Origin of the sequence: Pseudomonas sp. NPDC079086 (genome assembly GCF_044542155.1) — a bacterium.
Classification (GTDB): Bacteria; Pseudomonadota; Gammaproteobacteria; order Pseudomonadales; family Pseudomonadaceae; genus Aquipseudomonas.
The window spans coordinates 1,719,919-1,746,694 of sequence record NZ_JBITTY010000001.1; the positions used below are offsets into that span (position 1 = coordinate 1,719,919).

Here is a 26,776-nt window from a genome sequence, read left to right on the forward strand (position 1 = left end):
GTTTGGCTTGCTAATTGCTCATTCCAAGCCATTCTTGGTTCTGCCGGTTGCGGACAACACGCCGAAACCTGCGAGCCAGAGTGCCTGGGGGCTGCAAATCACACTTTAGAGGGATCAAGCAGAAGTACCCGCTGGCTATAGTCCGCACCATCCATAACAAAAAACACATGGAGTAGCGTCGATGACAAAAACAAAACAAACCTGGCGCCTGGCAAAACTGCCACTGGCCGTCAGCCTCGCATCCACCCTCGCCGCACCTGCATTCGGCGTTACTTTCAATATTGGTGAAATCGAAGGTCAGTTCGACTCATCGCTGTCGGTTGGCGCCAGCTGGTCGGTGCGTGGCGCTGATCCAGATCTGATTGGCTCCAACAATGGTGGTAAAGGACTTTCTCAAACCACCGATGATTCGCGTCAAAATTTCAAACGCGGCGAAACCTTCTCGAAGATCTTCAAGGGTATTCATGACCTTGAATTGAAATACGGTGATACCGGCGTATTTGTCCGTGGCAAGTACTGGTACGACTTTGAGCTGAAAGATGAAAGCCGTCTGTTTAAAGACATCAGTGACAGCAATCGCAAAGAAGGTGCTCAGTCATCCGGTGCACAAATTCTCGATGCCTTCGTTTACCACAACTACGCCATTGGTGATCAGCCGGGCTCCGTTCGTTTGGGTAAGCAAGTTGTAAGCTGGGGCGAAAGCACCTTTATCCGTAATAGCATCAACGAAATTAACCCGGTTGATGTGTCTGCTTTCCGTCGCCCAGGTGCTGAAATCAAGGAAGGCTTGATTCCGGTCAATATGTTCTACATCTCTCAAAGTCTAACTGAGAACCTTTCGGCTGAAGCGTTCTATCAGCTGGAGTGGGACCAGACTGTAACGGATAACTGCGGCACCTTCTTTGCCCAGCCCGATATCATCGCTGATGGCTGTACCGACAATTTGGCCGTTCTGAGCAACAATCCGGCTGCTAAGGCTGGTATTAACAATACAGTTACTGCTCTAGGTCGTCCGGACCTTGCAATACAACAAACAACCGAGGGCGTGGTCGTCCAGCGTAGCGGTGATCGTGATGCCCGTGACAGCGGGCAGTTTGGTACTGCCTTGCGTTATTTCTCGCCAGAGCTGGATACAGAGTTCGGTGCTTATTTCATGAATTATCACAGCCGTACCCCTGTGTTTAGCGCAGCGGGTCCTGGCGCCGATGTTTATACAATGGCAAACAGTGCTCCGTTTACGACCAACCCTGCACTGCAGCCATTGCGTCCATTATTAATTGCAGGTAATTCGAATTATTTTGTTGAGTATCCTGAAGACATTCAACTTTATGGCCTCAGCTTCTCGACAACCTTGCCTACTGGCACAGCTATGGCTGGGGAGTTGAGCTACCGTCCGAATGCGCCAGTTCTGTTGAACACCACTGATATTCTCTTTGCCGGTGTTAATCCGCTGGGTGGCTTGTTTGGAAACGCATCGCTGATCGATGGCCAGCCTGGCCAAGAGGTTAACGGTTATAAGCGTAAAGAAATAACTCAGTTCCAAACAACCTTCACTCACTTCTTCGATCAGGTCATGGGAGCTAGCCGCCTTACTCTGGTAGGTGAGGTCGGTATCGTTCATGTGGGCGCTCTGGAAAGCTCCGATAAGGTTCGTTACGGCCGTGATCCAATTTATGGCCCGGGTCCTTTACCGGCTACTGGTGCCTTAAATACCTGTAGCACGCTTAATGCTAGTACGCTTGGAACGGCTAGCCGTGAGAATCAAACCAAGTACTGCGAAGACGATGGCTTTGTTACCAGCACTGCTTGGGGCTACCGTGCTCGCGCTATCTGGGATTACCCGGATGTCTTCGCCGGTGTAAACCTGAAGCCAAGTGTTTCTTGGTCTCATGATGTCGACGGTTACGGTCCGAATGGTCTGTTCACTGAGGGTGCCAAGGCCGTTAGCCTGGGTCTGGATGCTGAATATCAGAACACCTACACCGCCAGCCTGGCGTACACCGATTTCTTTGGTGGCAAGTACAACACCGCTGTTGATCGGGATTTCGTTGCACTCAGCTTCGGTATGAACTTCTAAGCGGACGAGATTTTTGAGGACGAATATGACTATGAAAACAACAAAAAGTCTGCTGCAAACCGGTGCCCTGACACTCTCGCTGCTGGCCAGTGGTGTTATGGCGGCGGTATCGCCGGATGAAGCTGCCAAACTGGGTACTACGCTGACGCCAGTCGGCGCAGAAATGGCGGGTAATGCCGATGGCTCGATCCCCGCGTGGACTGGCGGTCTTCCAGCCAGTGCCGGTACTGCCGATGCTGCTGGCTTTCTCTCGGACCCGTTTCCGAATGAGCAGCCACTGTTCACCATCACCGCGCAAAACGTTGATCAGTACAAAGACAAGCTGACCCCAGGCCAGCTGGCGATGTTCAAGCGTTATCCAGAAAGCTACAAAATGCCGGTGTTCCCGACTCATCGTACGGCGACCATGCCGGATGATGTTTTGGCTGCTGCGAAGAACAACGCAGTGAACACCAAGATGGTTGAAGGTGGTAACGGTCTGGAGAACTTCGACCAGGCTTATCCTTTCCCGATTCCGAAGGATGGTTTGGAAGCGATTTGGAACCACATCACCCGCTACCGTGGTGGCAGTGTGAAGCGCCTGGTAACCCAGGCTACTCCGCAAGCTAACGGTTCCTACAGCCTGGTTTACTTCCAGGATGAGTTCACCTTCCGCGGCGCGTTGCAGGATGCTGATAACAGTAAGCCAAGCAACGTATTGTTCTACTTCAAGCAGCGAGTAACGGCTCCGTCGCGTCTGGCCGGTAACGTGCTGCTGGTGCACGAAACGCTGAACCAGGTTAAAGAGCCGCGTCTGGCATGGTTGTATAACGCCGGTCAACGTCGTGTGCGTCGCGCTCCACAGGTGTCGTATGACGGTCCAGGTACTGCGGCCGACGGTCTGCGTACCTCCGATAACTTCGACATGTACAACGGTGCACCTGACCGTTATGAGTGGAAACTTAACGGTAAGAAGGAAATTTACATTCCTTACAACAGCTACCGTCTGGACTCACCGAAGTTGAAGTATGACGACATCATCAAAGCTGGCCATATCAACCAGGATCTGACCCGGTACGAGCTGCACCGTGTATGGAATGTGACTGCGACCCTGAAGTCGGGCGAGCGTCATATCTATGCCAAACGTGACTTCTACCTTGATGAAGACACCTGGCAAGCTGCTGTGATTGATCACTACGACGGTCGCGGTACTCTGTGGCGTGTGGCTGAAGCCCAGGCTCAGTATTACTACGACAAGAAAGTGCCGTGGTATAGCATTGAGACCCTGTATGACCTGCTGTCCGGTCGCTACCTGGCTCTGGGTATGAAGAACGAAGAGAAGAGTGCTTACGAGTTTGGCTACCCTGCCAAAGAAAGCGATTACACCCCGGCGGCCCTGCGCCAGGCGGGCGTTCGCTAAAACCGAGTAACGCTGCATAAAGAGCCGGCCCATATGGGCCGGTTTTTTTATGCCTGGGTAAAACCCGTGAACGTGCAGCAGATGGATAAACAATCATTGCTGTTTGCTACCTGGTGGCCACAAGGGCTTCAAATGCGCGCATCAAGAGGCTAGTCTGCGGGGCATTGGTAGTGCCTCTGCCTGACTACTACAAGAAACTGGTTGATGACTGATCTGATCCGCATTCCTGGCTTGGTTGCCACGCCCAACGTATTGGGTGGGTATTTTTATCGACCCCCTTTGCCGGCTAGTTACGTAGCGCGCCCTGGGTTGTGCGAGCGCCTGTTGGGCGGCTTGGCGGGGCGCTTGCTGCTGGTCAGTGCGCCGGCAGGTTTTGGTAAAAGCTCATTGGCCATAGAGTTCTGCGAGCACTTGCCTGAGCAGTGGCAAAGCCTGTGGCTGGGCTTGAGTTCGCGGGACAGTGATCCAGGGCGCTTTCTCGAGCGTTTGCTTAGCGGCCTGCAGCAGTTTTTTCCCGGCGTTGGGCAGGAAGCGCTGGGGCTGCTGCGTCTGCGCCAACGGCATCAACCCTTCGCTTTTGAGGAGTGGCTCGATGGTCTGCTCGATGAGCTGGCGCTGCGCCTTGACCCGCAGCAGCCATTGCTGCTGGTGCTTGATGACTACCACCTGGCCCAGGGCGCGGTACTCGACCGCTGTTTGCAGTTTTTCCTAAGCCACCTACCGCCCGGATTGGTGATGCTGGTGACCAGCCGGCAGCGCCCGGATTGGCACCTGGCGCGCTTGCGTCTGTCGCGTCAGTTGTTGGAATTACACGAGCAGGATCTGCGTCTGACCTATGCAGAAAGTACTGCGCTGCTCACGCTGCAGGGAGCCGCGTTGTCGGCTGAAGCGCTGGCCGCCTTGTTGCAACGCAGTGAGGGCTGGGTGGCGGGGCTGCGCCTCTGGTCGCTTGCCGCCAATGAGGCGCAGGAGTCGGCGAACTTACCGGCGCTGGCACAGGGCGGTGACGGGCTAATTCATGACTACCTGCTGGAAGAGGTGATCGAGCGCCAGCCGGCCGATGTGCAAGCCTTTCTCTATGAAACAGCTAGCCAGGAACGCTTCTGTGCCGAGCTGTGCGACGCCTTGCGTGATGCTCATGACAGCGCCGCGATTCTCCGTCACCTGCAGGCGCACCAGGTATTTCTGGTGCCGCTGGATGAGCAGGGCAAATGGTTTCGCTATCACCACCTGTTTTCCGATCTGCTGCGCAGCCGTCCGCAGCCAACGTCAGGTCTGCACTTGCGCGCATGCCGCTGGTTCAGTGCCGAGGGGATGCTGGATGAAGCCATCGAGCAGGCGTTGCGCGCCGGTCAACCGGACGTGGCAGCCAACCTGGTACAGAACCTCTCCGAGGAACAACTGCTGGCCGAGCAGAACGTCGCGACCTTGCTGCGCTGGAAGATGGACTTGCCGGACAGCCTGCTGACCAGCACGCCGCGCCTGATTCTGCTCTATGGCTGGGCGCTGGCGCTGGCCTGTCAGCTGGATGCCGCCGAAGAGCTGCTGGCTGAACTGGGACGCTTTCTCCCTGCGCGTGAGCGCAGCGAACAAGAAGGCTTGCTGGCCCAGTGGCTGGCTCTGAGCGGGGTGATTGCCCGTGGCCGCGGCGATAGCGCCAAGGCGCAGGCTTATTGCACTGAGGCGCTGAGTTGTTTGCCATTGGACCGTTACGGACAGCGCCTGATGTGCTTGTCCAGCTTGGCCAACCTGGCCATTGTGCACGGGGATCTGTGGCGTGCTCGCGGGCTGAACCGGGAAGCTCTGGAGTTGGCGCAACGTGTCGGCAATCCGCTGTTCGAAGCGCTGGCCCATTACGATCGCGCGCGAGTGTTGCAAGCCCGTGGTGAAGTGCTGCGTGCGCTGGACGAAGTGCGTCAGGGCCAACAGCGTTTGGCCAGTCTGCCGGCACAGCGACAGTACGCCGCGCGCGGGCGGCTGACCCTCTACGAAGGCTATCTGCTGAGTCTGCGCCTGCAGCCGCAGCAGGCCCGCCAGCGGCTACTGGCCGGGATTGCAGAGGCGCGTGGCTGCCGAGATATCAGCGTGCTGATCGGTTACTGCGTGTTGGCCAGCCTGGAAGGACGCAGCGGCAACCTGCCGGAGGCTTTTGCTCAGTTGGCCGAAGCCGAGCGCCTGATGCACATCTGGGACATTCCGGCGATCTACTACCTGGCGATGATCACGCTAACCAAATGTGAGCTGTGGTTGCGTCAGGGCCAGACCGAGTTGGCAGGTGTCTGGCTGAGTCGTTTGCTGGATGCGTATGGCGGTGAACAGGCGGCTGCCGCACCTGAGTTCCATCCACAGCTGCCGTTGCATGTTCAGCTGCACCTGGCTACTTACGAGCGTTTGCAGGGCGAGGATGAACAGGCGGAGCGGCGCTTGCGCGGTTTGAGTCAGCTGGCGCAGAACGCCGGTGGTCAGTTGTTGGGGGCGATTGCGCAGATGCAGCTGACGGATCTATTGCATGCCGCCGGGCGCGAACGCGAGGCTCAGCAGCAGCTGCGCAGTGCCCTGCAAACCGCGGCCGGCGGTGGATTGTTACCTTTCCATGGGCTGTTGACGCGACAGCCCGGATGGCTGCATGAGCAGTTGCTGACGCAGGACGCCAGTCCGTTGATTGAAGCCTTGCAGCAGCACTTGCCGCAGGCACTGCCGCTGGTCAGCCAGGACGATTATGCCAGTGTGGTCGACGCGCTCAGTTCGCGGGAGTTGTCAGTGCTACAACTGATCGCTCAGGGCTGCTCCAACCAGGAAATCAGTGACAGTCTGTTTATCTCCCTGCACACGGTGAAGACCCACGCCCGTCATATCAACAGCAAGCTCGGCGTTGAGCGGCGTACCCAGGCGGTAGCGCGGGCCAAGAGCCTGGGTCTATTGCGCTGACTCCACAGGTACTGACAGATCAAGGCTGCGCGTAGGTGCCTTGCGCGGTTGTGCTGCAGCGGCCGCGAGCTTCTCCTGAACATCCTGCTGAATGGCCAGCAGCACTGGCTGCAGTTCGCGCATGTTGGACTGCACTTCTGCGTAGGCATGCTGCTGCGCCAGTTGTTCGACGCGTTGCAGCAGGGTTTCACGCACCTCTCCGCTCAGGTGGATAAACAGCTCGGGTAGCTGCTTACTCAGCTCAGCGCTGTAGAGCACCAGTTCCTCACGGCCAAATTGTTTGGTCAGACCCAGGTAATCCAATGCGCTGGAGGTGAGCATGGCCGCCGCTGCCTTGGTTTCATGCAGGCCTTGCAGGCGCACCGGGTTGCTTTGCTCGCTTTCCGATAGGGTCATCCAGAATTCGGTGGTCAGGGTAAATAGAACCGCCTGCTGGCGCAGTGAGTAACTCATCAAGCCCAGCGCCTCGGCGGCATAGGGCTGTTGCACGGCGCGAAAATCGAAATACAGGCGCATCAACTCCTTAAGGCGAAACAGTGCTTCGCGGGCTTCGTTCTGCCGTAGTTCAAGCGGTGCGTAGATATTCAGCTGCGGACGGAAGTTCTCCTCGCTGACCATGCGCTGGTAGATCGGCCCGGTGAACTCGCCGCTGCGCCGGGGCAGGGCGTTGAGCTGAGTGCTGTCGACCTTGCTCAGTGCCTCCAGCAGTTGCTGGTAGTCGGCGCTGTTCCAGGGCTTGTGGATGTCGGGAATTTTCTGCCCGAGGTAGAACAGCTCGGTGGCCTGCACCGGAGCGAGCAGAACCAGCAAAAGGATGGCCAGCGGTAAGGTACGGCGTGATGGTAGCGTGTGCGACACAAGAACAATCCTGCGGAGTATGCGTGGCCCAGCGTAACCAGCTTGGCAGCTCGCGTCACCCGCGCCTTGGTTGGGAAGTGTGCGATGCAGCAGGCGTTGGCAGAACTGGGTGCCGTTCGCGCGGTATTTGAAGACCTCGGCGGATACGGCGCGGTGGCCCAGCAGCAGGAACAGGACGGCGACGGGCCGTTGATCGGTCATCTACAGCGCACCAATATCCAGCTGGCGGCGATTCCGGTATTCGCCCGCAAGGGTTTGGCGGACACCACGGTGAACGATCTGCTGGCGTCGGCTAATGTGTCGCGGCGCACTTTCTACAAATACTTCGAGAACAAGATGCAGGTGCTCGAAGGCATCTACCAGACGGCGGTGGCCCTGCTGCTGTCGCGCTTCGGTGAAATGCAGAGCCTCGCCGGCAGTCCGCAAGCCTGGTTGCAGGGCATGGTCGGGCGTTACTTCGATTATCACTTGGCCGTCGGGCCGATTATCCGCCTGATGCAGGAAGAGGCTTTGCGCGCCGACTCACCTTTGGCCGCACACCGGCAGCGGGCGCATATCGAGATGGCGCGGCTGCTCGCCGAGCGGCTGCATAACACGACCCAGGCGGCCGAACCGCTGACCTACCGTGCGCTGATCTGGGCCATGGAAGCAGCCTCGCTGGAGCTGCTTGGCCGCGCCGCCAGTCGCGCGGAAATCGAACAAGCCAAGCGCGTGCTCAGTGAGCTGCTGATCGCCTCGCTGTGTCCCGCCCCACGCTCAACCTAGGTTAGGCGTCAGCTCTAGGTGGACATGCTCTGATAGACCGGATGCGTCTTTCCCATAACAACAATCTAGAGGTGCCTGCATGTCTGCTTCCAGTCTCCCGCTGACGCCACCGCTGGCGGCCGGTTTTGCCCGTCTGGGTTTCGGCGCCCTGCCGCTGGAGCGCCTCAAGGCGCGCTATGGCAATGCCGCCAATGGCTCGCGTTACATCGAACTCGACGGTTTCAACCTGCATTACCGCGATGAAGGCAGTCGCGACAAACCGGTGCTGGTGCTGATCCACGGTGTGGTCGCCTCGCTGCACACCTGGGATGACTGGTTGCCAGCCTTTGCCGCCGATTACCGGGTGATTCGCTTCGATGTGCCGGGTTTCGGCCTCACCGGCCCGGCCCGCGATGGCTTGTATTCCGCTGAGCGGATGATCAAGGTATTCGGTCTGCTGCTCGACTACCTGGGCGTGAATAAAACCTCGATTGTCGGCAACTCGCTGGGCGGTTATATCGCCTGGAACTTCGCCCTGGCTCAGCCACAGCGGGTGGAGAAACTGGTGCTGATCGACCCCGCCGGTTATCACATGCACAAGGTGCCATGGATGATTGCCGCCGCAGCCTTGCCCGGCGCCACTGTGGCCATGCCGCTATGGATGCCGCGCGCGCTTATTGCTCAGGGCATCAAGGAAGTCTACGGCGAGCCGGCGCGGATCAAGCCCGGCGTGGTGGACCGTTACAACGACCTGACGCGGCGGCCGGGCAATCGCCGGGCGATGATGGATATCTTCCGCGTGCTGCTCAAGGTCAATAAAGAAGAGCTGCACGGCACTTCGGCACGGGTTGCGCAGATTCAGGCGCCGACCCTGCTGCTGTGGGGCGAGCGTGATCGCTGGATTTCACCCAAACACGTGCCGCTGTGGCAACGTGACCTGCCGGGGATTCAGGTAAAAACCTACCCGGGCGTGGGGCATATTCCGATGGAAGAAATCCCGCAGCAAAGCGCGGCCGATGCCCTGCGTTTTCTTCAGGACTGACAGCACAGAATCCGATTGCGGCGGCAATAGCTGTCGCAATCGGTGAAAAACAGAAGAATAAAAAAGGGAGCCATCTGGCTCCCTCGCTTTAATGTTTCATCGCCTGGGCTAGGCTGCCTGGCTTTGTGCGGGTAGATCAAACTCCGTACGGGCCTTGTAGAGCAGCTCCAGGTTGTTGTGCTCCCAGGGGTGGAAGTTGGGTTTGAAGAAATCTCGGTAGGTGTTGATCAGTGGGCGGAATACGCCTTCCTTGCCCCACATCCACTGGATGCCGTCGCGCCATACGCGCCAGTTCCACAGCAAACCATCCTGCTTGAGCATGTGTGCCAGGCCGCGTGTGGTATCGAGCACGAAGAAGAAGGTGCCCATGATCATCGCCCGGCGCAGCAGTTTGCGGCTGCCGCAGACCTGGTTGTAGACGTCGAAGGCCACCGCCTTGTGCTCGGTTTCCTCCAGCGCGTGCCAGCGCCACAAGCGCACCATGGTCGGGTGGGCGCCTTCCAGGTGTTTCGGGTCTTTGAGCAGCCCGTCGGCCATGATCGCAGTGATATGTTCAAGCGCGGCTGTGGCTGCCAGTTGTCGCTGTGGCGAGAACTTCTTCTGGGTGTAGCGAATCCGCGCCTGGGCGCGTTTCTCAATGCGGGTGATGTTGTACCCCAGGTCGCGCAGGCGGTTGCTGTATTCAAGATGCTCGCGGCTGTGGTGGCCTTCCTGGCCGATAAAACCACGGATCTGTTCTTTCAGCACCGGATCATCGATCTGGTCGCGGAAGTGCCGCACCGAGTCGATAAAGAAGCGTTCGCCATCGGGGAAGAGCACCGACATGGCATCGAACAAATGGCTTTTGAAGGCATCACCGCTGTGCCAGTGGCGCGGCAGCGGATTAGGGAAATCGAAATCCATATGCCGTGGACGAATCTGCAAACCTTCCGGGGTAGTGCTGACCATGCTGACTCCCTGAGTCTGTGACTAAAGCGTGGTTTAACTATGGATTCGCCAAGCGCTTCGGCAAAGGTTCACAACAGCCAATGTTTCGGTCATTTATGGCCAATGTTGTACGCGTGTACCAACCACTGGAACCCATTAGCGCTGTGGGTATTGTTGCGAGTGCCCGTACTAGAGCGTTATCAGCGTGACGAAGGGTATTTGCTGCAGCAATAGCATGCATGCGCCCAACCTTCGGTTGTGGTGAGCGACCGACCAAGTCCTGAGTATGGGTAAGCCTTTGCGTGATCTCGGTCGGTTTGCCGGCCATGGCCCATGGTGCAGTGATGCCCTTGTCGGCTTTTGTCGAACAAGGTTATCGTCGCTGCCAGTGGTCATATCTGGCCAGATAATAAGAAGCCCATGAAGCCATCACTGAATTTCTCCGCTGAACTGGTTCCCGTCGCCTACGCTGCCGCCTTGCTCGATTTGGTCGAGGAACTGGGTGTGCCTCGTGCGCAGCTGTTTGCCGAGGCGCGGGTACGCCCCGAAGTGCTGGGCAATCCTCAGGGGCGGTTGTCCTTTATCGACTTTACCCAACTCACCAGCAGCGCCTTGCGTCTGTGTGATGAGCCAGCGTTGGGCCTGCTGCTCGGGCAGCGCCTGAATGTCTCGACCCACGGCATCCTCGGCTATGCGGTGCTGTCCAGCGCCAATCTGGGCAAGGCTATGCAGTTTGCCCTCAAGTACTACCGGGTGCTGGGCCTGACCTATGAACTGGAAATGGTCGAGCTGGGTACGCGGATTGAGTTGCGCGCCAGTGAAACCATGCCGCTGGGCCCGCTCAGCCGCTTCGCCGCAGAAGGTTTGCTGACCAGCCTCTATACCATCGCGCGCTTTCTGGTGGGCGAGCGTTTGCAGGAGGTCGAGGTGGGCTTTGCCCATGCTGCGCCGCATTACGCCGAGCGCTACGAGCGGTTGTTTGGCGTCGCGGTGGCGTTTGAGCAGCCCTATCACCGTCTGAGCATGCCGATCACCTACCTGGACCGGCCGATGGCCCTGGCCAACCCGGCCACGGTGCAAATGTGCGAGCAACAATGCGAAGCCCTGCTGGCCAGTCTGGATGTGCAGGACGGCCTGCTGACCCGCGTGCGCCGCTTACTGCTGGCGCGGCCCGGCGACTTCCCCGACCTGGCCAGCGCCGCCAGTGCCCTGCACACCAGTGGCCGCAGCCTGCGTCGACACTTGTCCAGCGTGGGCACCAGCTACCAGCAAGTGCTGGATGAAGTGCGCAAGAGCCTGGCCCTGCAGTACCTCACCACCACCCACCTGCCGCTGTATGAAATCGCTTACCTGCTGGGCTTCAGCGACCCGTCGAATTTTCGCCGTGCGTTCAAGAAATGGACGGGTAAACTGCCCAGCGATTACCGCGCTGAGGAATAACCATGAGTTCTGCCGCAACCCCGACCCTGATCCGCGAAACCTTCCCCGTCGGGCCTTTGCAGTGCAACTGCAAAATTTAGCGTCCTCATGATGCCTGAAAACACGACCTGTTCGGTCTGTAGCCCTTTGTTTATCTGGTTAGAGCCGGCCTAGGCGATAATCGGCGATCACGCTGAATCATCATGATTCACAGGTTCAGTGTGACAAAAGTGTGCCAAGGTGGTTGAGGTAATTACCGCCGATGATTAAGATAGAGGCAATCGAACTGGCGGGGTCCGAAAATGGCCCTGGTCTCTAGATGCTCGGCAGCTGGCCTGCAGGGTATTGATGATGAGTCGCAGGGTGCCTCGGTCCAGTGCCACCCATGCAAAAAGCGGATTGTAGTGCGGGTGGAAGAAAGGATGCCTCTTATGAGGTGGTCGCCTGACGACGCGAAGCTGCCAGCTTTTGATGGGGCTGGATTCCAATCAGTGGAGCGCGGAGGAGAGCGAGAAGCAGATGAGGGCACAACCCCGCATCCGAATGGATCCCGTCTGATGTGCTGAGCCAGAAGCCACAGACGGTCAATCATCGGTGCTGCCGCGAACCCATCCAATCCTGACCTTACGGTTGGGGGAGGATGTTGTTGTGTCTCTCGAAAAACTACTTACTGTTGATGATCTCGCTCTGATCCTTGACCGTGCCCCAGGCACTATCAAAAACCAGCACTCTAAGCACCCCTACAAACTACCTCCTGTCTGCCGCATCCCTGGGGCGGGCCGGCTGCTGTGGCGTCGAGAAGATGTTGAGCGGTGGCTTCTGCAGCATGTTGTCCGGCTCGATGAGCCTGTTCTAAGTGCCGAGAAGCGGAAGGCGGGTCGGCCGCGAAAGTCTGAAACGATAGCTCGCACGGGGCTTGCGGTGCGGGAGGCTCAGTATGCATGAGCCTCGGTCGGGGGAAGGCACTGCGTACGGCACTTCTTCAAGAGTCCATGCAATTTTGCATCGACGATCACAAGAGGCAGCTGAGCGAGAAAATTCTAAGAAAGCCATACAGGCCGAAGTTGGACGTCCAAGCAGCGAGTTCGCGCCTGCTCAATATGAATTTCCGTTTCTACCTGCCATGGCTTCAGCAATGCCGACGCACTGGACTAGGACTAGTTTGTTTTCAAATCTTAAGAAGGGAGAGCGGAGAACTTTAAAGAATCAAATTTTGGAGGGAAGATCTGACTGCTTAGTAAGAATGTCAGGCGAGGAGCTAGACATGTATGACAATGATGTCTTTTTGCATACAGTTCAGTTGGCTCAAGGCGCACATTCAGGCGAAAGAATATTTTTCGAACGATCATCCTTTTTACGCGCGATTGGTCGTGGCAGTGATCTTTCTTCAGAAAGTTATCGGCGTCTGCATGAATCCATGGAGCGTCTTACAAGTGCCACTATATTTGCGCAAGATCAGATGGGGGGTGAAAGTTTTAGGTTGATAGATAAATTAAGGTGGGGCGTGAATGGCCAGTATTCCATAGAAATGGATGCGGAGATTGTTTCGATATTTGCAAATGAGTTTCTTGCATTTATTGATATGGATGTTCGGTTGAGGCTAAAAAGCCCTTTGGCAAAATATCTCCAAAATTATATAGCTGGGCATAAGGTTGGGGTGCATGGAATAGGTTGTGACAAACTCAGAGTTTGGAGCGGGTCGCGAGGGCGTGCACGGGACTTCGATTGTCGGGCGTTACCGAGTGCACTCGGCGAACTGGAGGAGGAGGGGGTTATTAGGGATTGGTCAATCGGAGACGGCACCGTTAGATGGACAAGGATTCCTCACACCAAAAGCAGGAGGCTTTGAGTTATCCACAGGCGTCGGGGTTGCTGCGCGGTTTTCATCGGGGTAGCTGCGCGCTGCTTCGGGGTTACTGCGCGGATTGTCGGGGTTACTGCGCGCGCGCACAATGCGGAGCCCCGTATTTACTAGGGCTTCAGGCATTGGCTGTGACCCTTAACATGCTTTTAACATTGTATTTAACATCAAGGGTTCGGGATTTCTCAGGCGTCGGGGTAACTGCGCGGAGGTAAGGTTCGGGTTGACCATGCCCCACTAAGCGCCTAACGGCGCTTAAAAGCCCCCAGAAGGGAAAGGGATGGATTGAGGCGCGGTGTGGCGGCTTCGCCGCATCAGACCCAGGCGATCGACAGAGAGCTGAGCAGCATCAGGTGGATCGGATAAATTGGGTACATCCATGTGCTAACCGGCTTGATCGACCGGATACGGACATGCAGTAGCGCCAGGCCGAGTAACGGCGCTAGGGCGGCTGCAGAGATACCAGCCTGAGCCGCTGGCGGCAGATCGCGTAGGATCAGGATGCCAGCACCGGCGTTTGCGACTGCAGCGATTAAAGCAGCAAGCGACCAGGTAGCGATTCGAGTTTCAAACTCACGCGCCTGGAGGGCTGCTAGGAGACCGACTGGTAGCAGCACACCGGCTAGGCCGAAACTCAAAATCGGTCTATAAGCTGCGGCGATAGCCAAGGCAACGACTCCCGCAGTGATAAGTGATGGCGTCCGGTGATGAATCGCCTGAGTGATAACTAGACCAAGGCCCAGGGTGAAGAGGATATTTAAATAATTCCCCTCGAAAAATCTTGAATATGGCTGCTGGCTTATCAATGCAAATAAAAAAATGCCACCGAGATATTTCCATCCTCCTGTGTATGCAATAGATTGGCGACAAACGTTTACGGCTATCGCAAGGCAGAAGAGTGGGAATGCGAAGCGTCCAATGGTGCGCATCCAGCGGAAAGGCTCTTGTAACTCAGGGGGCAATACGTACCAGGCATGATCAACTATCATCGTAAGTAATGCGATCCATTTAATAAGATCAAGCGAGTTGTTTCGTTCGAAATTTTTCATTAGCTAACTCTAGGGTTGCTTTGTGTTTCGGATTCTGTACTTATGATACTTGTTTGATATATATAATTCATTGCTTTTTGGTGTTTGATGCTTGCGTGTTTGGTCGTGGTGGCTAATAATTGTAGGTAAGGGTTACTTATTCAAGTAATAGCGTTAACCGAACCTCCCAGGATCAGCGACAGGGGAGGCAAGGCAATAAAAAGAAATGCTCTGTCGAGTGCTCGCTGTGACCTCAAGTTGATCCGCCGCTAAACCGGCTTCGCATGCAATCGCGTGCAATTTCAATCAACCCGTCGCAGTAAGAAGGACTCGACATATATGAAAAAGATCATCTCCACATCGCTGATCATCGGCGTCATCTCACTCGCCGGCTGCGCTGGCATGGGCCCGACTGATAAAGATGGAAGCCGCAACCAAACCCTCACCTGGAGCAGCATCGGCACCTTGGCCGGCGCAGCGGCAGGCGCTCTGATCAATCAAGACAACCGCGGTAAGGGCGCTCTCATCGGTGCAGGTATCGGGGGCCTCGCAGGCGCTGGCTACGGCGTGTATGCAGATCGCCAAGAATCCGAGCTGCGCAAGGCAACCGCCGGTACCGGCATCGAAGTACAACGCCAGGGCGACGACATCAAGCTCGTGATGCCCGGCGCGATCACCTTCAACACTGGCTCGACCGAACTGTCGCCTGCCGCCCAATTCAACCTCGACAAGCTTTCCGGCAGCTTCAAGCAATACGGCGACAACAACATTGAAGTGACCGGCCACACCGATAGCGTGGGCAGCAACGCGAGCAACATCGAGCTCTCGCAAAAGCGCGCAATCAGTGTCGGCAAGCACCTCATCGGCCAGGGCATCGATAAGAACCGCATTCAGGTCTACGGCGCCGGCCCGTCTCAGCCTATCGCCAGCAATTCGAGCGAGGAGGGGAGGGCGCAGAACCGTCGCGTCGAGATCCGCCTGAAGGCACCGCTGCAACCCATGGCCATGGAAAAGGGGGCTCTGTAATGACCCTGCGCCTGGCACCTCTGCCAGGCCTCGACACCGCCCTGCTGCTACAGCAGGGCGAGATCCTGGAGCACGCGGCGCTGATGATCGAATCAGCGACCGCCAGCCGGGACGAGATCGAGGAGCTGCGCATAAGAGCAGAAGAGTATTGCGTCCTGGCCGATTCCGGCCGGATTGCACTGGTCCCCGGTACTGGAACGAAGCTGCGCGCCGGCGCCGATGAGCTGAAGGCCTTGATTCGTGACTGGCGTGCTGCGCAGCAGGATCTGGCCGAGGAGTTGAACGATGAACGTGCTTAATATCGTATGGCCAGGGTTCACTGCAGCTCGCCGGATTGCTCGCAACCCCGTGCGCTTCCTGGTCGCCGGCCTGGAGGCCTGCATCATGTTCCCGCTGGAGCACGCACCGTGGGGTTTCCGCATTCTCGCCGGCCTGGTCATGGTCGCCCTGGTGTTCGGCTGTGGCGCCGCGGCGCTGGCCTGGCCGTTTGCAATCGCTGGCCTGACGTACGTAGCTCACACCGGACAGGCAACTGCTGGATCTGCTGTTTTGGGCATGCTGTACGTGACGATTGCAGCTTATTTGGCGCTGCTTACCCATCAGGTTATTGAGCAATGAGCGCCTTGAAAGGTGTCCTGGCCGCGGTGATCCTGCTGGCCACCGTCCAGGCCGAGGCGGCGAGCGACAAACCAAAGCCAAAGCCTCATCCGATCCCGCTGCTGGAGTTCAATCAGAAGTGTGTTTTGCAAGCATTCGAGTTGAACTACGGCGCGTATATACGACAGCTTCAAGATCTACATTTGGCATGTTTGACAGACAAGGCCTACATCGATTGGCGAGAAAACTTGCAGCGCGCTAAAGCGCCGCAACTATCGATCATGGATCAGCTTAAGAGCTCGAAAGACCGCCTTGTTCTTTCAGCCAATGTCGAGGCAGGGCAGATTCTGAGTGAAGATGTTAAGGCAATTGGGAAAAATGTAGGTTGGAAACGCTACACCGCGACAATCAGCACTCCTGTTCAAATTGTTTTTAACGGTGATGTGGCAAGGGCCCTGAGAGGATATATTGAAACTGATGTTATACGGATTCGCCAAAACGACAGGCCCAGTGGGTACGCGATAAACGCGATCCGCTTTAAAGCTGATAAGTAAAAGGACTAACAACATGAAAATCAAAATTACCCTGGTAGTGCTGGCACTTTTCGCCCTGGTGGGCTGCGGTGAAACTGACGTAAATAAGGTGATGCCGAAAGCAGCCACTACTGACGCGGTTTACAGTGAGAAGGCCTCACAGTATCTAGAGGATGCACTCGGCACTCCCAAGGCCAAACGAATCGAGCTGATGTTCTGGAATGAGGCAAGCAACCCTGATACTGGCTATCTGTCGCTTGTAGTGGACGGTGTTGAGAAGATTCGACCGATTGACAACTTTGGCGGCTATCGTCGTCGCACTGCAAGTTCGGAAGGTTTCAAATTCGTGTACAGCGATGGTGCCTGGAAGGCGTATGTGGCGACGAAGGAGGCCAATACTCATGGCGAGAATCCTCAAGAGTTCTTCAATGAAATCACTGGAATAATTCGCAGCTACTAAAGATAAGCGATTCAAATAAAGCCCCTGTCGAGGGGCTTTTTTGTGGGTGATAGTTACAGTTAATCAAATTATCAGTAAATGATTCGAGAATATTCGATATCCGTTAATTTTATATGCTAACGCAATTGCAAAAGCATCCGAGGCTTTAGATAAATGCAATTAGTTTGAGTGGCGTGCTAATCCTATAATAAAGGCATCAGTCACAGAGGTCTGAATAAATATTGGAGTTAAAGAGATGTGCAATATTTCAGCTGCTGTATACGCGCTCGAACAAGCGGATGAATACAATCGCGCCGAAGCATGGAAGACAATACAGATAAGTAACAACGGCAAGCCGTATTTTCTTGCGAAGGCTGGCGAATACGATGTAGGTACGAAGGTTGTTGAGTATAAGCCGGTTTCTACTGAGCGCTTTAAAAAGCCTAAAGAGTTTACTAAGCACTACGATGGTAGGTCGGTTGTAAGCGTCGGTAGAAAATTTATGCTGGGCGAAGATGAAATGACTTATTACTACATTGGTTGAAGACAGTCGATCAGGGAGAGAAACAATGGAAATTACGGTTACTCGTTGGGATGCTGGTGATGTATTTATTAAGGTCGAAGGTGATAGAGGTAATGAGGTGTGCGCAAGATGGGAGAGCGGCTGGTTTGACTTCTGGTACGAAGATCAGGGCGAAAATTACAGCGCTAACCTAATTCTTTTCTGCAAAGAAGACCCTAAACGGATGACCGACGAACAGCTGATCGTGACTGTTAAAGAGTTTTTTAAGGATGGTAATTACGGGCAGTCTCCGAGCAAAAGCGAAGTGTCTTGCAGCCACCATTACGAGTTTGACTGAAATGAAAGTATACGAAATCCAGCGCGCTCTTGCCGCTTTGCGCGAGATCCAAGTTAAGGCCGTAGAGCTACCTCCGAGCTGTGAGCATGACGCGCATGTCATCGCAGCTCTTGCGGTCACTGTAGAACAGATTTTGAGTCAGGAGATTCAAGATGCTGCTTAAAGAAGCCCAAGTGAAAATCCCTCGCGCTATCGGCATTGGTTTGATCATTTATTTCGGATTAGTCGTGCCGGGACGCGATGTTATCAATCGTGTCGATCCAGTTTCACAAGCTAAGGTCGTTGAGCCTGAAACTCCCGTTCCACCTATTTACACGCCCGAGGTGAATAATGAGCAAGATTAAAACTGCTGCTGCCTACTTGACCGGCTACGCGCAAACGAAGAAAGCTGTTCGTGAAGTTAAGACCTCGGCCAGCCTTCCTATAAATTTTCTACGCGGGATATGGAGTAGCGTTCAAGAAATTCGCCGCGAGGCTAAAGAAGCCAAGGCTCTGGCAGAACTTGACGATAAGGCGCTATGGGACGACATGTGCCGTCAGTACGCAGTGACAACTGAAAGCGTGCGACTCAAGTACAAGATCGCTCTTTTCACTAATCTGCTTTTAGTTATGGGCCTCAGTTTGATAGTGGGCAACTTGCTATCGAATATCGATGCTGGGTCAATGATGATTTTTGCAAATCTCGTGTTCATTAATCTGGTGCTTATGATCCTTTTTCAGAATGCATACCGCCTGAACATGGCATATACCCAAGCCGCCCCGCCGGTTATGAAGTTCTTTAAAGAAACCTTGAGGAATCCGACTCTGTTGATTGGTCGGACACTACCAAAAAACTATAAAGTTCGCCTGGAGAATTATAATGAATAGCTTCTCCCAGCTTGTTCTTGCCTGGATGTTTGGGCGTTGGATTTTTGATGGTTCTGAAGTTTCGCAGGTAGTAGCTCAAGACGTAACTCCCCTAACCATTTTCGCAGCGGCTTTTTCACAAACCGGCCTGCTGATGTTCGGCGTGCTGGCATCCTGGGCGATGTTCCTAGGAATTTTCCGACTGAAAAACAACGGAAACTTCTTCGGCGCAAAGGATGGCAACGAGGCTTTTTTCTACCCGCTGCGAGTAGTGGTCGCATTGATCCTCGTTGCTCCAGTTGTCCCGGTCTCGAGCGCAGGTGGAGTACCGATTACCCTGACAACAGGCCACGCTCTAATCGCAGGCGTTTCAAAAATGGCTGCAGAATTCGGCGACACTATGCAGCACGACGCTTTTGAGCTGATGCACCGTCACAACCTGTTCAGCGATCCCCAATTTCGTGTCGAAGTAGATCCAGGTGTTGCCCTAGAAATGCTCAATTCCTGGAAGTTGTCAGCTGCGCAACTGGCCGGCTTTGCTGTTTTTAAAGACCCGAGTGAGACGAAAATTGTAGCGGGCCTTTCTGGTGAGCAGCTTGCGCTAGCTGCTTTGCGAGTGCGTTGGAACGAAGTTTACGGCCAAACACATCCGGCACCAACTCAACTCGAAGATGCCGAGGCGTTTATCAGTGTTGGCGGCAAGTCACTGCAGATTCCACTAATCGCGCCAACTGATGACTTGGCCCGATCAGTCGTTATCGGAGTAAATGGTCTGATCGATCCAAATGCTGTTGGCGGTACAGTTGAGAGTGAACTTGAAACAGAGGGTTGGTTTTGCCAACTCGGCTGGATGAGCTCAATGACATGCTCTGATGAATATGAGCAAGTTAAAAATAATAATGCAGCTTCCATTGAGGCGGGCCTCGCTGCTGCACAGCGTCAGATATGGACTAATCTTGTAGCTCATTCTTTTAAATACGCTAAGTCACTTCAAGATGGTGGTGTTAGCGAAATAGAGCATAAAGACTATTTCGAGAAATCGATTTATTGGACGGCGCAGACAGCTGATTGGTATAGCAAAACTGTTGAAATGACAATTGCAAATACTTTAGCCGGTGATCAGGCGCAACGGGCAGAACCATATTTTGACGAAGTTAAAAATTGGGGTTGGATGCTTGGTGGTACTTTCGTACTACGCGCTGCGAGCGATTTTAGTCGTGCAGCCAGTTATGCGGAAGGTGCGACAAGCAAAATGATGCCGAAGTCTGCATTGTCTACATTGACTAGTGGTGATGCGCTTTCCAAAGTTGTAGAGCAGGAAGCTTTGAATCAAATTCAACCGGGAAACACTGGAATGGAAAAATCGCTGCTAGCTCGCGTTTTTAGCCTCGACATTCTTAAAGAAACTACCGGGCCAAGCGTTCAAAATATCCACACTATCGCTTCCTGGGGCCGATCGCTTGTTGGTACTGGTATCGGTTTTTTCGCAGGCGGAACAATTGCGCAATACATACCAGGGCTTAAATCGCTAACCGATGGAACGCTGCCGAAATCAATCGGGGGGGTGATGATCATCGCGGGTGGAATACTCGGCTATGTAATGCCTTTGCTGTTCGCGGTCTATGGGCTGATGGGTGCAATCAGCTGGCTTGTAGCTGTAGCTACAGCATTTTTCGGCGTGACGCTTTGGAGCGCTGGTTTTGCCGCACCAAAAGGCGAAGAACACACGTCTCAGATGAGTGCTAAGGGCTGGAACGCACTCATTTTCATTGGCCTTTACCCGGCTCTGGCAGTTGGCGGTCTGGCAGCTGCGATTGTGATCAGTGCAATTGGCTTGGCAATGGTGCAGGCGCTGGCCATGGGACTCTGGGGGATGTTTGACCCGGGCACTGCTGAAGTAGGCCGCCCCCTCGAAAGCCTCGGCGGAATCCTGATCGGCGGTTTGCTCCTGGTGGTAGTAATCATTCTGCTGAGCTGGAATGTCGTTGTGACAAGCGCCCAGCTGATCACAACGTTCCCGCGCACTGTGCTCAACATGATCTCGTTCTCTGAACCGGGCCTGAACCCCTACGAGAACGCACCTCAGAATTTGATGGGCGGATTGTCGACGAGTGCGCGGCAAGTACTGACTGGAGCAATCAGTAGAGCGGTTACGCCGTCGAGGAACCCTAGCCCGTTGCAGGGCGGGGGACGCTAAATAGTCTTGCTTGTGTCTCTCAGTCGCGTGTACTGATCTCAGATAACAGGCGGCTGGGAGGTCTTCCGGTGTGTCACCCTGCATTTTTCAATAACTTGGGAAATATGCCTTGATCTTATGATATGAGGGTTCAGATCCTGAGACTTCTTACTGAAAGTTGGAAGTGGAGTGCTGCCTCCTAGTAGGTCGTGTAGCTCAAGCGAAAGAAGGACTAATGTTTTGAAGGACAGTAGTACGTCCTGTTCGAATTGCTTCGATGACTTTTTCGCATCATCTACAGCTGATTCTAGAGCGAGTACGTCTCCATAAGGCATTGGTTTAGACTTGTGGTGTACCAAACGATTTCGCGCTTGGATGAGGGAGTTCAGATTGTTTAACGCAGGCCCATTCTCGCGTAATGATTGTCCGCAGACGAGCTCAGGGACGACCCGCCATTTCCCCTCCAACGTCAGCTTATCTAAATGACCCCTTGCTAACCCATCGCCTAGGTTGATGGCGGCGAAGTCGAATACACCTGCCTCCAATGCCATCGCTGTGAAAACGATCGCCTGGACACCGAGTTTTGCCAATCTATCATCCTGCTCCATTCGATCAGTTGGGTTCTCGTCGACCGAAGGCTCGGGGATACGGTTGTCCATTTCACCTAGGTAGCGGTCGTAGGCGTCTTCGGCCATCTCGGCGTAGAGATGCGTAAGCGTGGCCATCCTGCCCCAGCTTTCTTGCACGTAAAATGTCTTTTCAAACTCTGGCATGAAGACCTCAAATAATTATCGGTAATGTATTTTATCGTGAATTTTCGATCCTGCTGGGAATTGAGGCGAGGAGGGCGGGCCGGTAGCATCCAAGCATGAAACCTCACCTCGCTGACCTGCTCCTCGATCACATCGACCGCACCGTGCCCGTCCTACAGATCGGCCGAGATCGAATGATTTACTACCCGGGCGCTGCTTTCGCTGGCCTGGCCAGCAATGCCTACCCTCAAGCCTGGAAAGCATGGCCATCGAAAGAGCCAAGCGGATCGCTATGGTTCTCCATCTTCCTGGATGCAATCGGCATCGACTGGCCCGTCGACTATGTGGTCTGGGGTAAGGGCTGCGCCCTGGTGGCCACGCGGGATCATCGTTTTTACTGGAATCACGGCAAACCCGGGCTGGCTTGGCGCGTGCTGCGCCCTTTGTACCTGGACTGGATGCTGAAAGGGGCGCTTGCGGGAGAGTTCGGGGCTGACTATCTGCGTGGTCTGGCATCAGATCCGGTGTTGCTCGATGAGTACGACGAACATCTGGAGGAGATGGCCACGTTGTTGGCCAGGTACGACATCGAGGAGAGGGGCAGAAAAAACTAACCCCCTGGTGCGCAGTACGGGACAGGTCCCGCCCGAGGCGTGGGGGTTATTCTTGCCGATCAGGGTATGGAGAAGGGGCGCAGACGTCAACACGAATCCGGCGCACGTTCCGCCCTTTTGCGACCCTGGCCCGCGCAGCGGGCATAAAGAACCCGGCCTTGGCCGGGATCATTGCGCCTATTCGCCAGGTTCTGGCTCAGACGGACCATTCTTTTCTCTCAGGGCTTTTGCCCTGGTATGAATGTCCTGGACATCCTCCCATGCCCTCTTGAGCGCCGGCCGCAGCATCGCGGAAAGCACTTCTGGGGGAGTGTTCCGAAACAGCTGGTAGAACGGGCTTTTGGAATTGCCTTGGGTCATAGCGGTTGCGCTCAGTAAAGCCTTGCTGGACAGCAGATATTGACCTCGAAAATGAAGTGACTGTTTATTGCGTGGCAGTAGAGCCCCAGACTGGGAACAAAGAAGATATCGCGCCCATTCAGCTCCCCAACCACTTTCTGATCCTTACAGTCTGTGAGCATTTCTTCTATCGAGATCCCGGACTCACAGAAGCTTTTTCTAACGACAAAATCCGGTGGATTTGTCCTTATTTTTATTCGTGGAGCATGGGATCTATAGCTGCGCCATTCTTTCCTGGTCATGCCTTCTCGAATATGTCGAAGGACTATCTGAATGAAGGCCTCTTCATACTCACTGAAGTTGATTGTTCTGCGCATTTCGTTCTCCCTGGAGGGAAAGCAGCCCCGGCAAAGCCGGGGCCCGCGGTCAGGTTTCAGTAGTCAATCAGACCCGCTTGGCGCAGCGCCAGGATCTTCTCTGCGTCTTTCATCACAGCAGCTGCATGCAAGTCGTAGATCCGATTAGCCACGCGATCGAGCTGGGGCGCTTGGCCAGTTACTCCTGACTGCAGGAGATCACTAGAGAACGCATCGACAACGGTGTGATCGTTCGGATACAGACGAACAGAAGTCATGTCGACCGGCTTGCCCGTAAGTTCTGCATAACGCAGGGCTCGAACTTCAGCCATCAGTCGAGCGCGCTGCAACCATACGAGCAGCGAACCAGCGGCAATACGCATATTTTCCGGTTTCTTGATATCGAGTTGTATCCACTCATCGGGCACCGCAGGAGCACCGGCGGATCCTTCCGGCATGCATTCGTGAAGCGGGCAGGCCGCGGCTACGCTAGTGGTCAGCAGGGCGATAGTTGCGAAAAGTACGTGCATGATTTTCATCTCTCTCACCAATCCTGGACTTGATAAACGCCTGGTTTCGCCGTGGGTACGGACTTCGGCTTGGGTGCTTGGACAGGGGCGCTTTGGCTGATGGGCTTCGGCTTGGAGGCCTCCTGCTCGATTACCTGGGAGTAATCGAGCGGCGCCGGCGCAGCTGGGAAATTGAAGCGCTCAGAAGCTTCCGGCTGCGCCGGGGCTTGCTGAGCCTCCGGCTCAGCAAGCTCTGTTTTAGAGAACTGTTTCAGCTCATAGGGCAGCGAACCCCCGTAGCGCGAGGCATCCACCGCCTGCCGCATTGCCTGCGCATACGTGCCGAGGCGTTGAATATCGCTCTGGAACTGATCAATACGGGCGTCGATGTTGTGCGCCTTACCCGACTTCACGAACTCTTCCTTGTCGAGCTCGTAGGCCTTATCGAATCCGTAGCTGGCCAAGGTCGGAACTTCCGGCATCGGGTGATCTGCGATCAGCCGGCGCAGCGTTGCAGAGGTTTTCGACTCGTCCGACAGCGCCTGGAACTGCTCGCCAATTTTCGCCAGCAAGGCCTGGGCCTGCTGTTCGGTTTTGTCGACGCTCAGAACCAACTCTCCAATCCGGCTTTCGCGAACCTTAGCAATCCGCGCTTCTTCCGCTTTGGCCTCTGCGCGTTCAGCCAGGTAACGATCGGCAGGGCCGCTGATCGCGTACAGGAAAATCGAAATGACCATCCCGCCAGCGATAAGCGACTTCATCAAGCCAGCGCTAGGCAGCGGCAACTGGACATTGCCCGGGGTTTTCGGCTGCAGCAGAGCAGCATGTTTTTCAGTGATCGATTGCATGCTCATATCCTCAGGCAGCGAATTTCTGTTTGAACGCGGCCAGCTGATCGGCAGAGCCGAGCTGTTCCAGCATCACCACGTCCGAGCGTTTCACTCCACCGCGATTGATGATCGCGATCGCCGCGCCGGGAGCGCGCAGGGTGAAATCGAACTCGTCAGGCGTGATGATCGGCATGACACCGACCTCTACCTGGCCGAGGCCGGCTTTCTGGCGGCTTACCAGCCCCAGGTTCTTCAACGCGGCCGGAATGCCGGTCCAGGTGATGAGTCCGGAGAGGATTGCGCCGAGCTCCGAAGACGTGCCACCAGCGCGCCGGATCTCGCGCAGGATGTTCGAGCGATGGTGAGCGGCGCCGGCGGCTGAATCAGCATCGTGCTGCGCATCGAGCTGCAGCAGCGCCATGGTGCCGGCTGCGTCGTTGGCACCCGCCTGCACAGTCTTGAAGACCGCACGAGGCGCCGCGCCCACACGGCCGCACACGAACTCGCGGGTTTTCTGGTCGCCGGTGGCCAGGCAGATCACATTCAGGAAGTTGGCGAGCAGGGCCTCGACCTTCTTGTCGCCTTCGCTACCCAGCTTGGCGAATGCGTCGTACAGCGCGGAAACGCTCTGGGTGTACAAGAACACCTTGCCGCCCTTGCTCCTCAGACGATCCACGGCATCGGCCTCGTCGGCTGTTACCAGCTTCTGAGCCTCGTCGATATGGACATAGAAGGGCTTTTGCGCGGGATCCTTCGCCCAGTCATGCTTGCGTTGCCGACCAGCGACGTAGATACGAGCCTTGGCCAGCTTAGTGATCACCTTCGCCGCATCCTTGAAATTGTCGACCGGGAGCGAGAAACCGAATCTGGCGCCCTGGAGTACGTCCTCGATCAGAATGCCTTCTTCAGCATCAATCCAGGCCGACAGCTCGGGGTAACGCAGGAAGGCATCCAGCCAGTTTTTGATAGTCGACAAGATGCTCTCGCGGGTTTTCTCCGAGGGCATTTTCGGGAACGCCAGCCATTCGTTGTAGGCCTCGCGAACATGCGGAGCCAGCAGTTCCATCTGAGCGTCACCGTCGCCCTGGATCGTCTCGCGCAGCGAAGCGATAAACTCCTGGTCAACGAACGCGCGGTAGATGTCGCGGATGGTGTAGCGGGCGACCGAAGCATCGATTTGCTTGGCCAGCAGCACCACCCAGCCGGCGGCGCGGATCTGCAGTGCAGCCTGGGCATCGAAGAACGAGCCGTTGTCACCACCACTGCCGCCAAACTCTTCTTTCAGCTGATCAGCGAACTGGACAGGGCTTACGTTCTGCAGCGCTGCATAGGCCTGCTGGCCAGGGGAGAGAATCACGTAGTCTTTCGAGCCGGCCACCAGGTAAGGCAATTCGTCCTTGGCATCGAAGATCGCCATGCCGACATCGGTTTCCATCAGCTGCAAGATTGCAGGAATGGCCATGCGCGTGCTCTTCCCGGAGCCGGTTTCACCGAAGCAGATTTGGTGCACGGAATCGTCGTTGATGCTCTTCGCGACCACCTGTCCAGGATCCGGCGCGTACAGGTCGCCACGGGCCTGAAATTCGCCGGTGGTGAATCCGTAGCTCAGGATCGGGCTGCTATCAGCACTGGCGCGCTGGATCTGCGCTTTACGTGCTGCAGCAACCCGGGCGATCGGATGGTGTTTCAGGTTGGCGAACAGCTTCACCAGGCCAGCGGCCTGGCGCACGTCATGAGCGATCGCAGCTCGGCGTTCAGCGATACGAGGCGACACCAGGGAACGGACAACAGCGAAGAAGGCACCGACCATCGCCAGTACGCCGGCCAGGCCAACGAACACAATGCCGGGACCGGTTTTGGTAGCCGCCATCACGGCCCCCAGGCCGAGCATCAGCAGCACACCGGCGAAGCCGGCGACCCAGAAAAGAGTTTCCTTGGCCACCTTCAGAGCATACGACTCAACGAAATCGGCAGAGACGATCTGGCCGTCAACCGGGTTGCCCGACTCATCGAATGTCAGTGGTCGGAACACATCCTGTAGATCGCGAGGCGCGTTCACATCAGGAGCGCGTACCAGGACGGTGCGCGTGAAGCGCTCAGCCGCATCGATGTCGCCCTCAGTGAGCATGTCGCCCTGAGGCGCGAGCAGCCAGTACGAGTTGGGGCTCAGGCCGAGGGCCATGACACCGTAGTAGACCCCAGCCAGAAGCGCAGTAAGCCCGCCGACGATGAGTGCTGCCATGGTGACCACGCCGGTGGGTTTCACCGCGGCATAGCCGACTACGGAGCAGAGCACCAGGATAGCGAAGGCGAGTACCACCAGATTGCGGTGGCCCTTGCCTTCGCAGCGGCTGGCGATCGCCAACCCGAGTTGGTTGTGATGAAGACGACGAACAGTCGCCTCGTGAGAACCTGCAGCACGTTCTGGCTCGGCGCGGTCATCGAAAAACATCTCCATGACGTTGCCGTGCGAGAAGAGAGAGAACGCGCCACGGGCGGCGTTCAGCTGGCGGCGCAGCAGCGCCGGCATGATTGCGGAGGGTTCCGCCCAGAATTTCTTAATTTCAGCGATAATGCTCATCGCTAGTCCTCTATCCGTTTTTGATGATTGGCAGA

At 55.8% G+C, this 26,776-nt stretch carries 27 protein-coding genes; 19 read left to right on the forward strand and 8 right to left on the reverse strand.

Features of this window, described 5'->3' with window-relative positions; genetic code table 11:
- The first annotated feature begins 181 nt into the window (after positions 1 to 181).
- From ACIGEK_RS08050 to ACIGEK_RS08060, 3 genes are all read left to right on the forward strand, one after another.
- Positions 182 to 2,077, forward strand: coding sequence for a DUF1302 domain-containing protein (locus ACIGEK_RS08050; RefSeq protein ID WP_397492772.1), 1,896 nt, complete (start codon positions 182 to 184; stop codon positions 2,075 to 2,077).
- Positions 2,078 to 2,108: 31 nt separating this feature from the next.
- Positions 2,109 to 3,476 (forward strand): DUF1329 domain-containing protein, encoded by a 1,368-nt coding sequence (locus ACIGEK_RS08055; RefSeq protein WP_397492773.1) that lies wholly within the window; start codon positions 2,109 to 2,111, stop codon positions 3,474 to 3,476.
- A gap of 204 nt (positions 3,477 to 3,680) precedes the next feature.
- Positions 3,681 to 6,404 (forward strand): LuxR C-terminal-related transcriptional regulator, encoded by a 2,724-nt coding sequence (locus ACIGEK_RS08060; protein WP_397492774.1) that lies wholly within the window; start codon positions 3,681 to 3,683, stop codon positions 6,402 to 6,404.
- Here the strand turns inward: ACIGEK_RS08060 and ACIGEK_RS08065 are convergent.
- Complete coding sequence (locus ACIGEK_RS08065) at positions 6,393 to 7,262, reverse strand: hypothetical protein (protein ID WP_397492775.1); 870 nt, start codon at positions 7,260 to 7,262, stop codon at positions 6,393 to 6,395. The genes ACIGEK_RS08060 and ACIGEK_RS08065 overlap by 12 nt on opposite strands.
- A gap of 84 nt (positions 7,263 to 7,346) precedes the next feature.
- Here ACIGEK_RS08065 and ACIGEK_RS08070 point away from each other — a divergent pair, with 84 nt between their 5' ends.
- Positions 7,347 to 8,027 (forward strand): TetR/AcrR family transcriptional regulator, encoded by a 681-nt coding sequence (locus ACIGEK_RS08070; protein WP_397492776.1) that lies wholly within the window; start codon positions 7,347 to 7,349, stop codon positions 8,025 to 8,027.
- Between the two features lie 79 nt (positions 8,028 to 8,106).
- Complete coding sequence (locus ACIGEK_RS08075; protein WP_397492777.1) at positions 8,107 to 9,048, forward strand: alpha/beta fold hydrolase; 942 nt, start codon at positions 8,107 to 8,109, stop codon at positions 9,046 to 9,048.
- 108 nt (positions 9,049 to 9,156) lie between these two features.
- On the opposite strand, the gene ACIGEK_RS08080 is transcribed toward ACIGEK_RS08075, so the two are convergent.
- Positions 9,157 to 9,996: a metal-dependent hydrolase gene (locus tag ACIGEK_RS08080; RefSeq protein ID WP_397492778.1), complete on the reverse strand. Its 840-nt coding sequence runs from the start codon at positions 9,994 to 9,996 to the stop codon at positions 9,157 to 9,159.
- Positions 9,997 to 10,395: 399 nt separating this feature from the next.
- Between ACIGEK_RS08080 and ACIGEK_RS08085 the strand changes: the two genes are divergently transcribed.
- Both ACIGEK_RS08085 and trfA read left to right on the forward strand, forming a co-directional pair.
- Positions 10,396 to 11,415, forward strand: coding sequence for an AraC family transcriptional regulator (locus tag ACIGEK_RS08085; protein WP_397492779.1), 1,020 nt, complete (start codon positions 10,396 to 10,398; stop codon positions 11,413 to 11,415).
- Positions 11,416 to 12,517: 1,102 nt separating this feature from the next.
- Positions 12,518 to 13,243 (forward strand): plasmid replication initiator TrfA, encoded by a 726-nt coding sequence (trfA, locus tag ACIGEK_RS08090; protein ID WP_397493109.1) that lies wholly within the window; start codon positions 12,518 to 12,520, stop codon positions 13,241 to 13,243.
- Positions 13,244 to 13,569: 326 nt separating this feature from the next.
- On the opposite strand, the gene ACIGEK_RS08095 is transcribed toward trfA, so the two are convergent.
- The gene (locus tag ACIGEK_RS08095) at positions 13,570 to 14,304 is read right to left on the reverse strand and encodes a TraX family protein (RefSeq protein ID WP_397492780.1); all 735 of its coding nucleotides are present in this window, start codon (positions 14,302 to 14,304) and stop codon (positions 13,570 to 13,572) included.
- A 318-nt stretch (positions 14,305 to 14,622) separates the two neighbouring features.
- Between ACIGEK_RS08095 and ACIGEK_RS08100 the strand changes: the two genes are divergently transcribed.
- From ACIGEK_RS08100 to ACIGEK_RS08150, 11 genes are all read left to right on the forward strand, one after another.
- Complete coding sequence (locus tag ACIGEK_RS08100; RefSeq protein ID WP_397492781.1) at positions 14,623 to 15,309, forward strand: OmpA family protein; 687 nt, start codon at positions 14,623 to 14,625, stop codon at positions 15,307 to 15,309.
- Positions 15,309 to 15,608: a hypothetical protein gene (locus ACIGEK_RS08105; RefSeq protein WP_397492782.1), complete on the forward strand. Its 300-nt coding sequence runs from the start codon at positions 15,309 to 15,311 to the stop codon at positions 15,606 to 15,608. Before ACIGEK_RS08100 ends, ACIGEK_RS08105 begins: the two co-directional genes overlap by 1 nt.
- Complete coding sequence (locus ACIGEK_RS08110; RefSeq protein ID WP_397492783.1) at positions 15,595 to 15,927, forward strand: hypothetical protein; 333 nt, start codon at positions 15,595 to 15,597, stop codon at positions 15,925 to 15,927. Before ACIGEK_RS08105 ends, ACIGEK_RS08110 begins: the two co-directional genes overlap by 14 nt.
- The gene (locus tag ACIGEK_RS08115; RefSeq protein ID WP_397492784.1) at positions 15,924 to 16,460 is read left to right on the forward strand and encodes a DotI/IcmL family type IV secretion protein; all 537 of its coding nucleotides are present in this window, start codon (positions 15,924 to 15,926) and stop codon (positions 16,458 to 16,460) included. The genes ACIGEK_RS08110 and ACIGEK_RS08115 overlap by 4 nt, the downstream gene beginning before the upstream one ends.
- 13 nt (positions 16,461 to 16,473) lie before the next feature.
- Entirely contained in the window at positions 16,474 to 16,899 is a 426-nt protein-coding gene (locus ACIGEK_RS08120; RefSeq protein WP_397492785.1) for a hypothetical protein, read from the forward strand.
- A 235-nt stretch (positions 16,900 to 17,134) separates the two neighbouring features.
- Complete coding sequence (locus ACIGEK_RS08125; protein ID WP_397492786.1) at positions 17,135 to 17,422, forward strand: hypothetical protein; 288 nt, start codon at positions 17,135 to 17,137, stop codon at positions 17,420 to 17,422.
- Between the two features lie 25 nt (positions 17,423 to 17,447).
- Complete coding sequence (locus tag ACIGEK_RS08130) at positions 17,448 to 17,738, forward strand: hypothetical protein (RefSeq protein WP_397492787.1); 291 nt, start codon at positions 17,448 to 17,450, stop codon at positions 17,736 to 17,738.
- Position 17,739: 1 nt separating this feature from the next.
- Positions 17,740 to 17,901, forward strand: coding sequence for a hypothetical protein (locus tag ACIGEK_RS08135; RefSeq protein WP_397492788.1), 162 nt, complete (start codon positions 17,740 to 17,742; stop codon positions 17,899 to 17,901).
- The gene (locus ACIGEK_RS08140; RefSeq protein ID WP_397492789.1) at positions 17,891 to 18,082 is read left to right on the forward strand and encodes a hypothetical protein; all 192 of its coding nucleotides are present in this window, start codon (positions 17,891 to 17,893) and stop codon (positions 18,080 to 18,082) included. The genes ACIGEK_RS08135 and ACIGEK_RS08140 overlap by 11 nt, the downstream gene beginning before the upstream one ends.
- On the forward strand, positions 18,069 to 18,605 hold the full coding sequence (locus tag ACIGEK_RS08145) for a hypothetical protein (protein WP_397492790.1): 537 nt from the start codon (positions 18,069 to 18,071) through the stop codon (positions 18,603 to 18,605). Before ACIGEK_RS08140 ends, ACIGEK_RS08145 begins: the two co-directional genes overlap by 14 nt.
- Complete coding sequence (locus ACIGEK_RS08150; protein ID WP_397492793.1) at positions 18,598 to 20,781, forward strand: hypothetical protein; 2,184 nt, start codon at positions 18,598 to 18,600, stop codon at positions 20,779 to 20,781. Before ACIGEK_RS08145 ends, ACIGEK_RS08150 begins: the two co-directional genes overlap by 8 nt.
- 38 nt (positions 20,782 to 20,819) lie before the next feature.
- Here the strand turns inward: ACIGEK_RS08150 and ACIGEK_RS08155 are convergent, their stop codons facing one another.
- Positions 20,820 to 21,533 (reverse strand): hypothetical protein, encoded by a 714-nt coding sequence (locus ACIGEK_RS08155; protein WP_397492794.1) that lies wholly within the window; start codon positions 21,531 to 21,533, stop codon positions 20,820 to 20,822.
- A gap of 95 nt (positions 21,534 to 21,628) precedes the next feature.
- On the opposite strand from ACIGEK_RS08155, the gene ACIGEK_RS08160 reads away from it, so the two are divergent.
- Positions 21,629 to 22,126, forward strand: a complete 498-nt coding sequence (locus ACIGEK_RS08160) for a hypothetical protein (protein ID WP_397492795.1) — start codon at positions 21,629 to 21,631, stop codon at positions 22,124 to 22,126.
- Positions 22,127 to 22,497: 371 nt separating this feature from the next.
- Here the strand turns inward: ACIGEK_RS08160 and ACIGEK_RS08165 are convergent, their stop codons facing one another.
- Genes ACIGEK_RS08165 through ACIGEK_RS08180 form a run of 4 tightly spaced genes read right to left on the reverse strand, consistent with a single transcriptional unit; the run spans position 22,498 to position 26,741 of the window.
- The gene (locus ACIGEK_RS08165) at positions 22,498 to 22,842 is read right to left on the reverse strand and encodes a hypothetical protein (protein ID WP_397492796.1); all 345 of its coding nucleotides are present in this window, start codon (positions 22,840 to 22,842) and stop codon (positions 22,498 to 22,500) included.
- Positions 22,843 to 22,898: 56 nt separating this feature from the next.
- Positions 22,899 to 23,360, reverse strand: coding sequence for a hypothetical protein (locus ACIGEK_RS08170; RefSeq protein WP_397492797.1), 462 nt, complete (start codon positions 23,358 to 23,360; stop codon positions 22,899 to 22,901).
- Positions 23,361 to 23,365: 5 nt separating this feature from the next.
- Positions 23,366 to 24,178, reverse strand: a complete 813-nt coding sequence (locus ACIGEK_RS08175) for a hypothetical protein (RefSeq protein ID WP_397492798.1) — start codon at positions 24,176 to 24,178, stop codon at positions 23,366 to 23,368.
- Positions 24,179 to 24,188: 10 nt separating this feature from the next.
- On the reverse strand, positions 24,189 to 26,741 hold the full coding sequence (locus ACIGEK_RS08180; RefSeq protein WP_397492799.1) for a type IV secretory system conjugative DNA transfer family protein: 2,553 nt from the start codon (positions 26,739 to 26,741) through the stop codon (positions 24,189 to 24,191).
- Positions 26,742 to 26,776: the final 35 nt, after the last annotated feature.